A 13,930-nucleotide genomic window follows, 5' to 3' on the forward strand; every position below is an offset into this window, starting at 1 on the left:
GCGCCTCGTGCCTTGCTCAACGGAAGCAGGCGAGCGTGTACTTGAGCGCGGCGGGCAGCAGCTCGCGCCACACAGGCCACACGTGGCCGCCGTCCACGATGCGCAGCGCCGCCGTATTGCCGGCCTCGCGCAGCCGCGTGTAGAGCAGCGACGACTCGGCCTGGATCACGAGGTCGTCGTCGCCGGCCGCGATGAAGAACGGCACGCGCCGGGGCTGCGCGAAGTACGGCTTCCAGAGCGCCGGATAGTTGAGCGTGCGCCAGATCTGCGCATCGAACTGATGATCGCCGAACACGCCCACGTGACGCGCCGCCGAACTGGGCGGCGGGTCGCCCGCGTAGACCGCCGGGGACAGCAGCAACGCGCCGCAGAACATGTCGGGGTGCTCCAGCGTGTAGCGCAGCGCGCCGAACCCGCCCATCGAGACACCGCCGATCGCGCGGCCGTCGCGCGCGTCGTCCACCGCGAAGTGCGCCTCGATCTCGGGCAGCAGATCCTGGAAGAACGCCGTCTCCATCCTCTCCTTTCGGTCGACGTACCAGTCGGTGCCGCCCTGCGGCATCACGATCACCACGGGGGGGATCTCGTGACGGGCGATCAGCGTGTCGGCGGTGGTCTGGAGCTGGCCTTGCGTGACCCAGTCCATCGGCTCGCCGTTGTTGCCGTGCAGGAGATAGAGCACCGGGTAGCGGTGCTGGTCGGCGCGATAGCCGTTCGGCAGGTACACCACGTATGGCCAGTCGCGGTTGAGCGCCTCGGCGTGGAACGTGCGGACCACGACGGTGCTCGCTGCGGCCGGCGCCGCGGGCGTGGCGAACGCCGCGCAGGAGAGAGCGAGCGGGAGCAGCGCGGTGCGAAGGAGTCTGCGCATGGCAGGGACATCGAGAGCGGTGGCGCGCGGGCGGCGCGGGGTCATCATGCTAGCAGCCGCTCATGCGTGCCGGAAGCCATGATGATCGGTTCGCCGGCGCGCAGTGCATGGCCTGTGCGCCGCGTCGTTTCAGGCGGAAGCTTTGGCGCGCGAGGGCAGCAGCCGCTTGAGCGGGTCGGACGCACGCGCGACGAGCAGCAGCGCGGTGATCGCGACGGCGTCTGCGCAGAGGCCGAGCGGCACGTTCAGATAGCCGTCGGTGTACCAGTAGAGCACCGAGTCGACCGTGAGCGAAATGACGGCGCCGGCCACGAACGAGAGCATCCCCTTGCGACCGACGAGGCCCACCCAGGGCAGCGCATGCGCCACGCGCTTCGCCCAGCCGAAGCGGATGACATGCGCCGTGAGCCACGCGATGCCGAGGAAGTTGAGCACGCGAAACCATGCGAGGTTGCGCTTGAAGTCGCCGTCGAGCGCGACGTTGCCGAGCTGCAGGCGATAGATCGCGGCACCCGCCACGACGGCGAGTGCGGCGAGGGTCACGAGCGTGCCGAGACGATGGGCAGTCACGCGCTGGAACACGGGTTGCGCCTGCGCGATCACGCCGAGCACGAACATCAGCTGCCAGCCGAACGGGTTGAAGTCCCATTGCACGTCCTCGACGTGCGGCAGCCACGGTGCCAGGTGCGGTGCGACGCCCCAGAGCACGAGGCTCACGGCCAGCAGCAGCCACGGCCGCGTGCGCGCAAGCGGCAATGCGAGCGGGGCGGCGAGGGCGAACCAGGCATACATCGGCAGCACGCCGGCCAGATACGGCTGGCGGCGCAACAGCACGATGTCGCGCAAAGCGGCGGCAGGCGCGAGCGTGAGATCGTCGAGATCGGTGGTGGCGAGGTTGGGCGCATCCACGTTGCACGCCACGAGAATCGCCGTGACGAGCAGCATCAACAGCGCCGTCACGACGAACGCGCGGTAGATCTCGAACGCGCGCTTGATGAAACGCTGCCGCGCCGCGGCCTCGGTGCGGCGTGCGCACAGCGTGGCCCACGCGGTGGCCGTGGCGAAGCCGCCGAGGAAGACGAAGACCTCGGCCGCGTCGCACAGCGCGTAGGCGTGGAGCGTGACGCGCGAGACGATGCTGCCGCCGATGTGATCGACGACGATGATGAGCAGAACGAGGCCGCGGAAGAAATCGAGTTCGACTAGACGGTTGGATGACTTTGGCATGGTGGGGCAGCAGGCCGGGCCGGTATGAGGCGCATGAAGCAGCCGATGATGCAAAACGGGCCGGGCGGGCAGATGCTGGAAGTACCTGGCTAAAAATCGGGAAATCAGGAATTCGGGCGACGTTCGCGGCGCGCCTCGCGCCGGGAACCGGGAAGTGGCCATCAGGGCGGCCGCACGACAAACGCAGGAAAAGACCTGAAGAATACGCGAGGGTTCCCGCCGAATGCGGGTTTACGTTGACACCGCCGATGTTAGCGTAATTTCAAATAGCTTTCAGTGGGCGCGGCCAGTGCGCTGTTCAAGTTTCTGGGACGTGTGCCGATAAGGCAGGGGATGGGGCACGATCATGCAGGTGCACCAAACGCCGCCCTGACGCGGGTTTGGGCGATTTACTCTGGCCCTTTGCCAATGCGCTGCTGAGCAAGAATTCGGCTAATTAACATTTGTTTCAAAGTGTTCTCCCTGGGCTGATTTCGTGGAGTTGCGCTTTACAATGCCGGATCGAATTTGAGATGGCACGCTCGTTCGTTAATGGGGCGATCGCGTGCGTTGAATGTTTATGGTTCGAGATGTCGTCGGTTTAGATGCAGATCGACGCAGCCCGGCGCAGGCGAGCCGGCACGCCATGAGGGACGGGAGCGCGGCATACGCGGCAGACCGTCCGGGGCAGCCATTCGCTGCATCGCACGGCTGCAGGCACCGCAGGAGAGAGGGTTATGTTTGAAGACGATCGTATCGGTCAGCGCGGCCTCAAAGGGTTTTGGGCCGCGTTGGGATTGGCGGCCCTATTGGGGGGCTGCGCCAACATGAATCAGCAGCAGCCGCAGCAACAACCGCAGCCTGACACGGCGGCAGCGGCGACCCCGGCCTCCGACGCAGCGAGCGCCGACGCCAGCAGCGCACAACAAGCGACGAGTGCGCCCGTCACGCGCGTCGTCACCAAAACGACCTACGTGCGCGTGCGCCGCGGTGACACGCTTCAGCGCATCGCGCAAAAGCACAGTGTGTCGGTCAAGGATCTGGCCACCTGGAATCACCTGAAGCCGAACGCTCACCTGCGCGCAGGCCAGTCGATCAAGCTGGTTTCAAAGCAGACGATCACCGTCCAGGTGGCCGCGCCGCAAGCAGGCGGAGCGACGGCGAATGCCAGCCCGAACGCAGCTGGAAACCGCCAGGTTGCGGCCGAAGTGGCACGCCATTCGAACAGCGTCGCACTCGTGTGGCCAGCGCATGGCCGTGTGGTCGAACCGTTCGCGCCGGGCACGACGCGCGGCATCGAGATCGCGGGCAAGGCCGGCGACCCCGTGCTCGCCGCCGCCGACGGCAAGGTCATGTATGCGGGCACGGGCCTGAACGAATACGGCAGCCTGATCATCGTCCAGCACAACAAGGACTTCCTTACGGCTTACTCGCACAATCGACGTCTGCTCGTGAAGACCGGTGACACGGTGCATCAGGGCCAGCAGATCGCCGAGATGGGTAGCGAGAACAACGACCGCGTGGCGGTGTTGTTCGAGGTGCGCCGCGATGGGAAGCCAGTGGACCCGATGCCCTATTTGCCTTCTTCTCCGCAGGGCTGAGCGTCCCACCTGTGCGGCGAGAAAAACAAAACCGCCCTGACGCATCACAACGTCAGGGCGGTTTATTTCATCATCGCAAACCGCGTACTTCCTAAAACCGCTGCTTAAAACGCGTCGCCCGGCACTCGCACCCAGCCTTCCATCAGCACGCGCGCGCTGCGGCTCATGATGGCCTTCGTGACCGTCCATTCGCCGTTTTCCTGACGCGCCTCGGCGCCTACGCGCAGCGTGCCCGACGGATGCCCGAAGCGCACCGCGCTGCGTTCGCCGCCGCCCGCCGCGAGATTCACGAGCGTGCCGGGAATGGCCGCCGCGGTGCCGATCGCCACGGCCGCGGTGCCCATCATGGCGTGGTGGAGCTTGCCCATCGACATGGCGCGCACCAGCAGGTCCACATCGCCGGCTTCCACGCGCTTGCCGCTCGACGCCGTATAGCCCGCGGGCTTCGCCACGAAGGCGATTTTCGGCGTGTGCTGGCGCGTGGCGATCTCGTCGAGGTGCTTGATGAGCCCCATGCGCAGCGCGCCGTGCGCGCGGATCGTCTCGAACTTCTCGAGCGCCTGCGCGTCGCTGTTGATCGCGTCCTGCAATTCCGTGCCCGTGTAGCCGATGGCCTCGGCGTTCACGAAGATCGTCGGGATGCCCGCGTTGATCATCGTGGCCTTGAGCGTGCCCACACCAGGCACTTCGAGGTCGTCAACGAGATTGCCGGTGGGGAACATCGCGCCGCCCGCGCCCTCTTCCTCGGCGGCCGGGTCGAGGAATTCGAGCTGCACTTCGGCGGCGGGGAAGGTCACGCCGTCCAGTTCGAAATCGCCCGTCTCCTGCACGTGGCCGTTCGTCATCGGCACGTGCGCGATGATGGTCTTGCCGATGTTGGCCTGCCAGATGCGCACCGTCGCCACGCCGTTGTCGGGCACGCGGCTCGGGTCGACGAGGCCGCCGCTGATCGCGAACGGGCCCACGGCGGCGGAGAGATTGCCGCAGTTGCCGCTCCAGTCGACAAAGGCCTTGTCGATGGCGACCTGGCCGAACAGGTAGTCGACGTCGTGGTCGGGCTTGCTGCTCTTCGCCAGAATCACGGTCTTGCTCGTGCTCGACGTCGCGCCGCCCATGCCGTCGATCTGCTTGCCGTACGGGTCGGGGCTGCCGATCACGCGCATGAGCAGCTTGTCGCGCGCAACGCCCGGCTGCTGCGCCGAAGCGGGCAGATCCTGGAGGCGAAAGAACACGCCTTTGCTGGTGCCGCCGCGAATGTAGGTGGCGGGGATCTTGATCTGAGGTACGTGTGCCATGTGTTGTCCTGAAACGAAGGGCGGCGCGCGTGTGAGCGCTGCGCCGCCCGTTTCCCGTTTATGCCGCTGCCTGTGACGATTCGAGGAAGTCCTGCGCGAAACGCTGCAGCACGCCGCCGGCTTCGTAGATCGACACTTCCTCGGCCGTATCGAGTCGGCAGGTGACCGGCACTTCCACGCGCTCGCCGTTCCTGCGCTGAATCACGAGTGTGAGGTCGGCGCGCGGCGTGCGCTCGCCGATCACGTCGTAGGTTTCCGTGCCGTCGATGCCGAGCGTCGTGCGGTTCGTGCCCGCCTTGAACTCGAGAGGCAGCACGCCCATGCCGATCAGGTTCGTGCGGTGAATGCGCTCGAAGCCTTCCGCTACGATCGCTTCCACACCCGCGAGACGCACGCCCTTGGCCGCCCAGTCGCGCGACGAACCCTGGCCGTAGTCCGCACCCGCGATGATGATGAGCGGCTGCTTGCGTTCCATGTAGGTTTCGATGGCTTCCCACATGCGCGTGACCTTGCCTTCCGGCTCGACGCGCGCGAGCGAGCCCTTCTTCACGTTGCCGTCCACCACGGCCATCTCGTTGATGAGCGTGGGGTTCGCGAAAGTTGCGCGCTGCGCCGTGAGGTGGTCGCCGCGGTGCGTCGCGTACGAGTTGAAATCCTCTTCGGGCAGGCCCATTTTCGCGAGGTACTCGCCCGCTGCGCTGTCCAGCAGGATGGCGTTGGAGGGCGAGAGGTGGTCGGTCGTGATGTTGTCGCCGAGCACCGCGAGCGGGCGCAGGCCCTTGAGCGTGCGCTCGCCGGCCAGCGCGCCTTCCCAGTACGGCGGGCGGCGGATGTAGGTGCTTTGCGCGCGCCAGTCGTAGAGCGGGTCGGTCGTTTCACCTGTTACCGCGGTGGCCGCGAACATCGGTTCGTACACCTTGCGGAACTGCTCGGGCTTCACGCTCTTCGCGACGATGGCGTCGATCTCTTCGTCGCTCGGCCAGAGGTCCTTGAGGTACACGGGCTTGCCGTCCTTGTCCGTGCCGAGCGAGTCCTGTTCGATGTCGAAGCGGATCGTGCCCGCAATCGCGTACGCGACGACGAGCGGCGGCGAGGCGAGGAACGCCTGCTTCGCATACGGGTGAATGCGGCCGTCGAAGTTGCGGTTGCCCGAGAGCACGGCGGTCGCATACAGGTCGCGGTCGATGATTTCCTGCTGGATCTTCGGGTCGAGCGCGCCCGACATGCCGTTACACGTGGTGCATGCAAACGCGACGATGCCAAAGCCGAGCTTTTCCAGATCGGGCAGCAGGTTGGCTTCCTCGAGGTAAAGCTCGACGGCCTTCGATCCCGGCGCCAGCGAACTCTTTACCCACGGCTTGCGCGTAAGGCCGCGCGCGTTCGCGTTGCGCGCGAGCAGCGCCGCGGCGATCACGTTGCGCGGGTTGCTCGTGTTCGTGCAGCTCGTGATGGCGGCGATGATGACCGCACCGTCGGGCATCTGGCCCGGCGTTTCTTCCCACTTGCCTGCAATGCCGCGCTCGGCGAGAGCGGATGTGGGCAGACGCTTGTGCGGATTCGACGGGCCGGCCATGTTGCGCACCACGCTCGAAAGATCGAACGTCAGCGTGCGTTCGTATTGCGCGTTAGCGAGCGTATCGGCCCACAGGCCCGCGGTCTTCGCGTAGGTTTCGACGAGCTTGACCTGCTCTTCGTCGCGGCCCGTGAGACGCAGATACTCGAGCGTCTGGTCGTCGATGAAGAACATCGCGGCCGTGGCGCCATACTCGGGCGCCATGTTGGAGATCGTGGCGCGGTCGCCGAGCGTGAGGCTCGATGCGCCTGCTCCACGGAACTCCAGATAGGCGCCCACGACCTTTTCCTTGCGCAGGAACTCGGTGAGGGCGAGGACGATGTCGGTGGCGGTAATGCCGGGCTGGCGCTTGCCGGTCAGCTCCACGCCGACGATATCGGGCAGGCGCATCCACGAGGCGCGGCCGAGCATGACGTTCTCGGCTTCGAGGCCGCCCACGCCGATGGCGATCACACCGAGCGCATCGACGTGCGGCGTGTGACTGTCGGTGCCGACGCAGGTGTCGGGGAACGCCACGCCTTCACGCGCCTGGATCACCGGCGACATCTTCTCCAGATTGATCTGGTGCATGATGCCGTTGCCCGGAGGAATCACGTCGACGTTCTTGAACGCCTTCTTCGTCCAGTTGATGAAGTCGAAGCGGTCTTCGTTGCGGCGGTCTTCGATTGCGCGGTTCTTCTTGAACGCGTCCGGGTCGAAGCCGCCGCATTCCACGGCGAGCGAGTGGTCGACGATCAGTTGCACCGGTACGACCGGATTCACCTTGGCGGGGTCGCCGCCCTGGTCGGCAATGGCGTCGCGCAGGCCGGCGAGATCGACGAGTGCGGTTTGCCCGAGGATGTCGTGGCAGACCACGCGCGCCGGGAACCACGGAAAGTCGAGGTCGCGCCTGCGCTCGATGAGCTGCGTAAGCGAGGCGGTGAGCGTGGCCGGGTCGCAGCGGCGCACGAGGTTTTCGGCGAGCACGCGCGAGGTGTACGGCAGCGTGGCGTAGGCGCCGGGCTGGATGGCCTCGACGGCTTCGCGCGCGTCGAAGTAATCGAGCCGGGTGCCCGGGAGGGACTTGCGGTAGGCGGTATTCACGGCTTGGGGACCAAATGGATTGTAAGCGGCGATGCGCAGGATCGAAGGCGACGTCGTCACGCTACGACGCATCGCCTCCGGCGATCAGCGCTTGCTGATCGGCGTGAACTTCAGATTCTCCGGACCCGTGTAGTTCGCGCTCGGGCGGATGATCTTGTTGTCGATGCGCTGCTCGATGATGTGCGCGCTCCAGCCGGCCGTGCGCGCGATCACGAAGATCGGCGTGAACATGGCGGTCGGCACGCCCATCATGTGATACGACACGGCGCTGAACCAGTCGAGGTTCGGGAACATCTTCTTGACTTCCCACATTGTCGATTCGAGGCGCTCGGCAATGTCGAACAGCTTCATGTTCGACTGCTCCTTCGAGAGCTTCTTCGCGATTTCCTTGATGACCTTGTTGCGCGGGTCCGAGATCGTGTACACCGGGTGGCCGAAGCCGATCACGACTTCCTTTTTCTCCACGCGTGCGCGGATATCGGCTTCTGCGTCGTCGGCGTTTTCGTAGCGCGACTGGATCTCGAACGCGACTTCATTCGCGCCGCCGTGCTTCGGACCGCGCAGCGCGCCGATCGCGCCCGTGATGGCCGAGTAGATGTCCGAGCCCGTGCCCGCGATCACGCGGCCCGTGAACGTCGAGGCGTTGAACTCGTGCTCGGCGTACAGGTTGAGCGACACGTGCATCGCGTCGACCCACGACTTCGACGGCGCGCGGCCGTGCAGCAGGTGCAGGAAGTGGCCGCCGATCGAGTCGTCGTCGGTTTCGACTTCGATGCGCTTGCCGTTGTGCGAAAAGTGATACCAGTACAGCAGCATCGAGCCGAGCGAGGCCATCAGGCGGTCGGCGATATCGCGCGCGCCAGGCAGGTTGTGGTCGTCTTTCTCTGGCAGCACGGTGCCGAGAATCGAGACGCCGGTGCGCATCACGTCCATCGGATGCGCCGAGGCGGGCACGGCTTCGAGGGCCGTCTTCACGTTGGCGGGCAGGCCGCGCAGCGCCTTGAGCTTCGCCTTGTAGCCGGCCAGTTCGGACGTGTTCGGCAGCTTGCCGTGCACGAGCAGGTACGCGACTTCTTCGAATTCGCACGCGGTGGCGAGGTCGAGAATGTCATAGCCGCGGTAGTGCAGGTCGTTGCCGGTGCGGCCCACGGTGCACAGCGCCGTGTTGCCCGCCGCCACGCCCGACAGCGCAACGGACTTCTTGGGCTTGAAACCGCCAGCGGCTTGCGTGGTGTTTTCTGCTTCGCTCATGGTGTCTTCCTCTCTCCAGGTATCTGTGAACTATATGGTGGGCGGATTTACTTCTTCGCGGCAAAGAGCGCGTCGAGCTTGTCTTCGTATGCGTGATAGCCGAGGTAGCGGTAGAGGTCTTCGCGCGACTGCATCGTCGAGACGGCGGCCTTTTGCGTGCCGTCGCGCTTGACGGTCTCGTAGAAGTTCAGCGCGGCGGCGTTCATCGCACGATACGCGCCGCAGCAGTAGAGCGCGATATCCACGTTCGCGCTCTTCAGTTCTTCGGTCGTGAAGAACGGCGTCGAGCCGAACTCCGTGAGGTTGGCGAGAATCGGCACCTTCACGGCGGCGCGGAAACGGCGGTAGTCGTCGAGCGTCTTCATCGCTTCGGGGAAGATCATGTCCGCGCCCGCTTCCACGTAAGCCATGGCGCGCTCGATCGCGGCGTCGATGCCTTCCACGGCGGCCGCGTCGGTGCGGGCCATGATGACGAAGCCGTCGTCGGTGCGCGCGTCCACGGCGGCCTTCACGCGGTCCACCATCTCGTCGGTTCCCACGACTTCCTTGTTCGGGCGATGGCCGCAGCGCTTCTGACCCACCTGGTCTTCCAGGTGCACGGCGGCCACGCCTGCCTTGATGAACGACTTGATCGTGCGCGCGATATTGAATGCGCCACCCCAGCCGGTGTCGATGTCGACCATCAGCGGAATGTCGACGGCGTCGGTGATGCGGCGGGCGTCGATCAGCACGTCGTCCATTGTGCTGATGCCGAGGTCCGGCACGCCGAGCGAGTTGGCGGCCACGCCGCCGCCCGAAAGATAAACGGCCTTGAAGCCGGTCGCCTGCGCGAGCTTGGCCGCATACGCGGTGATGGCGCCGACGACTTGCAGCGGTTGTTCGGCGGCCACGGCTGCGCGGAATTTCGCGCCGGCGCTGGCGGGGGTTTTGTTGTTCATGCGGGATGTCTCCAATTGAATCGCCGCCTGATACTGCAGTTAGCGTGCCAGCTCCGCGCCAGGAGGCTAACGCGTTGATTTTGCGCCGGAATCGCGTGTGCCGGTGGCGGGCCCCGATTTCCATGGTGAAATCACAATTTCAAAAATGAAATCGGCGCGCGATAATGCGAAATCTGGCTGACGGTCGGCTATCGGCTGCACCGTCCCCGGCGTCACGACCGTATCGTTGGACATCATGAACCGCTTTCCCGCTCCCGCTTCCTCCGCGATCCGCCCGCGTGTCTGGGCCATGGGTATCAGCCGCCTGCGCGACCTGTTTCGCGACATCGCCCGCGAATACGACGAGCTCGCGGACCTGCGCGTGGTGCCGCGCGGCTTCGAGGAAGCGGTGGCCGAACTCGCCGCCGCGGGGCCGAACCAGCGGCCCGATGTGGTGGTCGCGGCGGGCTCGAACGGCACCTATCTGAAAGCGCGTATCGACCTGCCCGTAGTGCTCGTGCAGCCCACCGGCTTCGACGTGATGCAGGCGCTAGCCCGCGCGCGGCGCGAGGCCGATCTCGTCGCGCTCGTCACCTACGGTGAGACGCCTGTGGAAGTACGGCGCTTTGCCAGCGCCTATGGCATCGACGTGGTGTTCGGCCAGTACCGCACGGTTCAGGACGCCGAGGCCTGCGTGCTCGACCTGCGCGACCGCGGCGTGGGCGCGGTCGTGGGGCCGGGCCTCGTCAACGATCTCGCGGCCCGGCTCGGGCTCGTGCCGTTTTTCGTCTACTCGCGGCCCTCGGTGCGCGCGGCGTTCGACAACGCGCTGGATCTCGTGCAAGCCACCTGGCGCGAAACGCAGCGCCGGCAGCGCCTCGACAGCGTGCTGCAACACCTGCGCGACGGCGTGGTCGCGCTCGACGCGCGCGGCCGCGTGGAGGCGATCAACCAGCGCCTCGCGGCCGTGCTCGGCATCGATCCGGCGGCGGCCGCGGGCCAGTCGCTCGCGGCGCTCGCGCCCGACATCGCGTTCGCGCTGCCCGAAGCCGATGGCGAATCGCTCGAGACCGTGCGCGGCGTGAGCTATGTCGTGCATCGCGGGCCGCTCGTCGACAACGGCGTGACGACAGGCGCCGTGCTCACATTTCAGGAGTCGCGTGCGGTGGAGCGGCTCGACCGCACGCTGCGCTCGCGTCAGCGCACGCAGCAGTTCGTCGCGCGCTACCGGCTGGACGACCTGAGCGGCGCGACGCCCGGCATCGAACGCGTGCGCCAGCTCGCGCGGCGCTATGCGAAGTCGGACGCCACGGTGCTGATCCGCGGCGAAAGCGGCACCGGCAAGGAGATGATCGCTCAGGGCATTCATCGCGAGAGCCCGCGGCGCGACTTTCCGTTCGTCGCGATGAATTGCGGCGCGTTTCCCGAGGCGCTACTGGAGAGCGAGCTGTTCGGCTACGAGGAGGGCGCGTTCACGGGTGCGCGGCGCGGCGGCAAGGTGGGGCTCATCGAGGCCGCACACCGCGGCACGCTCTTTCTCGATGAAATCGGCGAGATGCCATTGCCGTTGCAAAGCCGCCTGCTGCGCGTGCTGCAGGAGCGCGAGGTGGTGCGCCTCGGCGCCACCGAGCCCACGCGCGTGGACGTGCGCGTGGTCGCCGCCACGCACCGCGCGCTCACCGAGCAGATCGAAGCGGGCGAGTTTCGCGCGGATCTCTTCTATCGCCTGAACATTCTCAATCTCGCCATTCCGCCGTTGCGCGAGCGCGGCGCCGACATCGCGCTGCTGGCGTCGGAACTGCTGTTCCAGGCCTCGCGCCGCGAGCCGCGCGTGGCCGTGCGCATCCGCACGCCCGAAGACGCGTCGCGCACGCTCGCACGGGTGAGCGGCGCGCTCGCGCGGCACGCATGGCCCGGCAACGTGCGCGAGTTGCAGAACGTGGTCGAGCGGATGGTGGTGGAACTGGCCGATTCGGAAGAGGACGTGCTGGCGCCCGACGTGCTGCGCTCCATCGCGCCGGAGGTGTTCGAGTCGCGCCGTGCTGCGAGTGGCGCCGCGGCGACAGCAGGCGAGGGTGCGCTCACCTTGCGCGAGCGCAGCCTCAACACCGAAGCCGATGAAATCCGCGCCGCGCTCGACGCCTGCAACGGCGATCGCGACCGCGCGTGCGAGATGCTCGGCATCAGCAAGACGACGTTGTGGCGACGCCTTTCCGCCGCGAAGGGCAAGCGCGGCGGCGCAGCAGCCGAGGCCACGGTGGCCGCGGCGCCTCGCAAGGCGCCGCGCGCCTGAACCCTTAGTTCTTCAGGGCGTTGAGGAGAGGCGCCACGGTCCCGTGCAAGTGCAGGATCTCGGGGCTCGCCTGCAGCAACGCCTGATAGCGCTCGTAGAACTCCGCCGATTCCTCGCCGGAGAAGAGTGCGGCCACGCCTTGCGCCGCACCGATGCGATCGTCGGGGCTCGCATCCTTGGCGTCGAGCGTTTCGTCGACGTTGGCGATCACCGTCGAGAGCGGCATGAGCCAGCGAAAGCCCGAGCCGTTGATGAGCACCTGCAGGAAGGCCGCCGGCGTGACCGGTCCGAACTCGCGTTCGTAGTCCTTGCGCTCGTGGTCGAGAATCGCCTTGTGCAGCGTGAGCAGGGGCTTGCGCACGGTCGTGAGGAATTGAATCGCGCTTTGTTCGTTCATCGTACGGCTCCTTGGGTAGCGCGAACCGTTCGCGCGGATATGCGGACGATGGTAGCGCAATGGCCGGCTGCGCGTGGCTAAGCCGTGGATGGGCGGTGGATGAGCGGTGGATGAGCGCGGCCAGCGCTACACTCTGCCGGTCCGCGAAACCGCGATGCCCACGCCGACCACCCTGAGAACGCTTCGATGACGATCCTGCCACTGCACCGCCACGACCTGCCGCTCGATACCGCCGAGCTGGCGCGCTTCATGGTCGGCAAATATCTCGTGCGCGACCTGGCGCGCGGGCGCATGGTGGGGCGGCTCGTCGAAGTCGAAGCGTATCCCGTGGGCGACTCCACGAGCTACGCCTACATCGGACGCCGGCCCTATAACGCCGCAATGTTCCTCGAGCGCGGTCATGCCCACGTGCGGCTGACCTACGGCAGCGCCTGGATGTTCAACATGTCGAGCGAAGCCGTGGACGTGGGCGCGGGCATCCTGTTTCGCGCGCTGGAGCCGCTCGAAGGCATCGGCGCGATGGAGGCGCTGCGCCCCGGCGTCCCGCTGCGGGATCTCGCGCGCGGGCCGGGGCGGCTCTCGCAGGCGTTCGGCATTGCGGCGGCCTTCGACGGCGTGGACCTGTGCCGCGGGCACGGACTCTGGATCGGCCGCGTGGACGAACCCGAGCGGCCCGTGGGCGTGACGACACGCATCGGGCTCTCGCGCGAGATGGACCGGCCGCTGCGTTTCTACGAACTGGGCAGCCGGTTCGTGAGCGGCCCACGCAAGCTGCTGGACGGCAGCGTCGCCCCGCTGTGACTGGCTCGAGCGCTCCGGCGAAATCCGCGGGAAGCGCCGCGCCGCAAGGTGTTCGGCCGATATCGCATGCGCGCGGCATTGTTGCCGCGATTGAAAGTGTATTTTCCCAAAATTAGGGTTTCCCCTGGGCTCCTGTCTCAATACACTGAAATCACTGGTTCGGCGATGCAAGCAGACACCGCCGTCGGAATAAAACAAGTGATGGAGGTAATGAACATGAAATCCCGTACCCTGATTCAAGCCGCATTCGTCGCCGCCCTCGTGGCTGCTCCGGCCCTTTCGTTTGCCCAGGTGCAAGGCAACGGTCCGGTCACACGCGCCGAAGTGAAGTCCGAATTGATCCAGCTCGAGAAGGCCGGCTACAACCCGGCTACCGCCAACGACGCGACGTACCCGAGCGACATCCAGGCCGCCGAAGCCCGCGTGAGTCAGCAGGAAGGATTGGCGCAACAAGCGCCGGCAGCCGAAACGAGCGGCTATGGCCCGTCGACCTCGGGTTCGGCGCAGTCGGGCCAGCCGGCCACGGTGCGCCCGTCGCAGTCGGTGTACTTCGGCAACTAAGCGGGCGACCGGCGCGGGCAACTAGCGAATAGCTGAGCGGCTAACCGGGCAGGGCGCACGGTCACCGGACGCCAACGGCTG

General features: G+C 66.5%; 12 protein-coding genes. 4 read left to right on the top strand and 8 right to left on the bottom strand.

Annotated elements, in window-relative coordinates:
* Window positions 1–16: 16 nt before the first annotated feature.
* Together AB4Y36_RS34455 and AB4Y36_RS34460 are read right to left on the bottom strand one after the other, a co-directional pair.
* Window positions 17–871 carry an alpha/beta hydrolase-fold protein gene (locus AB4Y36_RS34455; protein ID WP_342946604.1) on the bottom strand — a complete coding sequence of 285 codons (855 nt, stop codon included), beginning with the start codon at window positions 869–871 and terminating at the stop codon, window positions 17–19.
* A gap of 129 nt (window positions 872–1,000) precedes the next feature.
* On the bottom strand, window positions 1,001–2,098 hold the full coding sequence (locus AB4Y36_RS34460) for an OpgC domain-containing protein (RefSeq protein ID WP_342946603.1): 1,098 nt from the start codon (window positions 2,096–2,098) through the stop codon (window positions 1,001–1,003).
* 716 nt (window positions 2,099–2,814) lie between these two features.
* On the opposite strand from AB4Y36_RS34460, the gene AB4Y36_RS34465 reads away from it, so the two are divergent.
* Window positions 2,815–3,678, top strand: a complete 864-nt coding sequence (locus AB4Y36_RS34465; protein WP_069266205.1) for a peptidoglycan DD-metalloendopeptidase family protein — start codon at window positions 2,815–2,817, stop codon at window positions 3,676–3,678.
* A gap of 104 nt (window positions 3,679–3,782) precedes the next feature.
* Here the strand turns inward: AB4Y36_RS34465 and prpF are convergent, their stop codons facing one another.
* The 5 genes from prpF to AB4Y36_RS34490 all read right to left on the bottom strand — a co-directional run bounded on the left by prpF (window position 3,783) and on the right by AB4Y36_RS34490 (window position 10,055).
* Window positions 3,783–4,973 (bottom strand): 2-methylaconitate cis-trans isomerase PrpF, encoded by a 1,191-nt coding sequence (gene prpF, locus AB4Y36_RS34470; RefSeq protein ID WP_368685351.1) that lies wholly within the window; start codon window positions 4,971–4,973, stop codon window positions 3,783–3,785.
* 58 nt (window positions 4,974–5,031) lie between these two features.
* On the bottom strand, window positions 5,032–7,629 hold the full coding sequence (acnD, locus tag AB4Y36_RS34475) for a Fe/S-dependent 2-methylisocitrate dehydratase AcnD (RefSeq protein ID WP_368685396.1): 2,598 nt from the start codon (window positions 7,627–7,629) through the stop codon (window positions 5,032–5,034).
* An 84-nt stretch (window positions 7,630–7,713) separates the two neighbouring features.
* Window positions 7,714–8,880 carry a 2-methylcitrate synthase gene (gene prpC / locus AB4Y36_RS34480; RefSeq protein ID WP_069266207.1) on the bottom strand — a complete coding sequence of 389 codons (1,167 nt, stop codon included), beginning with the start codon at window positions 8,878–8,880 and terminating at the stop codon, window positions 7,714–7,716.
* A gap of 47 nt (window positions 8,881–8,927) precedes the next feature.
* Window positions 8,928–9,818 carry a methylisocitrate lyase gene (prpB, locus tag AB4Y36_RS34485; protein WP_368619132.1) on the bottom strand — a complete coding sequence of 297 codons (891 nt, stop codon included), beginning with the start codon at window positions 9,816–9,818 and terminating at the stop codon, window positions 8,928–8,930.
* Between the two features lie 66 nt (window positions 9,819–9,884).
* Window positions 9,885–10,055, bottom strand: coding sequence for a hypothetical protein (locus AB4Y36_RS34490; RefSeq protein ID WP_368619131.1), 171 nt, complete (start codon window positions 10,053–10,055; stop codon window positions 9,885–9,887).
* Between AB4Y36_RS34490 and prpR the strand changes: the two genes are divergently transcribed.
* Window positions 10,054–12,090, top strand: a complete 2,037-nt coding sequence (gene prpR, locus AB4Y36_RS34495) for a propionate catabolism operon regulatory protein PrpR (protein WP_368685352.1) — start codon at window positions 10,054–10,056, stop codon at window positions 12,088–12,090. The genes AB4Y36_RS34490 and prpR overlap by 2 nt on opposite strands.
* A gap of 4 nt (window positions 12,091–12,094) precedes the next feature.
* On the opposite strand, the gene AB4Y36_RS34500 is transcribed toward prpR, so the two are convergent.
* On the bottom strand, window positions 12,095–12,487 hold the full coding sequence (locus AB4Y36_RS34500) for a hypothetical protein (protein ID WP_069266209.1): 393 nt from the start codon (window positions 12,485–12,487) through the stop codon (window positions 12,095–12,097).
* Window positions 12,488–12,673: 186 nt separating this feature from the next.
* Here AB4Y36_RS34500 and AB4Y36_RS34505 point away from each other — a divergent pair, with 186 nt between their 5' ends.
* A complete protein-coding gene (locus AB4Y36_RS34505; protein WP_368685353.1) occupies window positions 12,674–13,288 on the top strand; it encodes a DNA-3-methyladenine glycosylase in 615 nt (204 codons plus the stop codon).
* A gap of 216 nt (window positions 13,289–13,504) precedes the next feature.
* Window positions 13,505–13,849, top strand: coding sequence for a DUF4148 domain-containing protein (locus AB4Y36_RS34510; protein ID WP_368602848.1), 345 nt, complete (start codon window positions 13,505–13,507; stop codon window positions 13,847–13,849).
* Window positions 13,850–13,930 lie beyond the last annotated feature (81 nt).

The organism is Paraburkholderia sp. BR10936 (assembly GCF_040965735.1).
GTDB classification, from domain to species: Bacteria; Pseudomonadota; Gammaproteobacteria; order Burkholderiales; family Burkholderiaceae; genus Paraburkholderia; species Paraburkholderia nodosa_A.

Bases quoted from the DNA above. Each gene is read 5' to 3' on its own strand.
- AB4Y36_RS34500 (WP_069266209.1), bottom strand. From the start codon at position 12,487: ATGAACGAACAAAGCGCGATTCAATTCCTCACGACCGTGCGCAAGCCC.
- prpF (WP_368685351.1), bottom strand. From the start codon at position 4,973: ATGGCACACGTACCTCAGATCAAGATCCCCGCCACCTACATTCGCGGC.
- AB4Y36_RS34505 (WP_368685353.1), top strand. From the start codon at position 12,674: ATGACGATCCTGCCACTGCACCGCCACGACCTGCCGCTCGATACCGCC.
- AB4Y36_RS34490 (WP_368619131.1), bottom strand. From the start codon at position 10,055: ATGATGTCCAACGATACGGTCGTGACGCCGGGGACGGTGCAGCCGATA.
- prpB (WP_368619132.1), bottom strand. From the start codon at position 9,818: ATGAACAACAAAACCCCCGCCAGCGCCGGCGCGAAATTCCGCGCAGCC.
- AB4Y36_RS34510 (WP_368602848.1), top strand. From the start codon at position 13,505: ATGAAATCCCGTACCCTGATTCAAGCCGCATTCGTCGCCGCCCTCGTG.
- AB4Y36_RS34465 (WP_069266205.1), top strand. From the start codon at position 2,815: ATGTTTGAAGACGATCGTATCGGTCAGCGCGGCCTCAAAGGGTTTTGG.
- AB4Y36_RS34455 (WP_342946604.1), bottom strand. From the start codon at position 871: ATGCGCAGACTCCTTCGCACCGCGCTGCTCCCGCTCGCTCTCTCCTGC.
- prpR (WP_368685352.1), top strand. From the start codon at position 10,054: ATGAACCGCTTTCCCGCTCCCGCTTCCTCCGCGATCCGCCCGCGTGTC.
- AB4Y36_RS34460 (WP_342946603.1), bottom strand. From the start codon at position 2,098: ATGCCAAAGTCATCCAACCGTCTAGTCGAACTCGATTTCTTCCGCGGC.
- prpC (WP_069266207.1), bottom strand. From the start codon at position 8,880: ATGAGCGAAGCAGAAAACACCACGCAAGCCGCTGGCGGTTTCAAGCCC.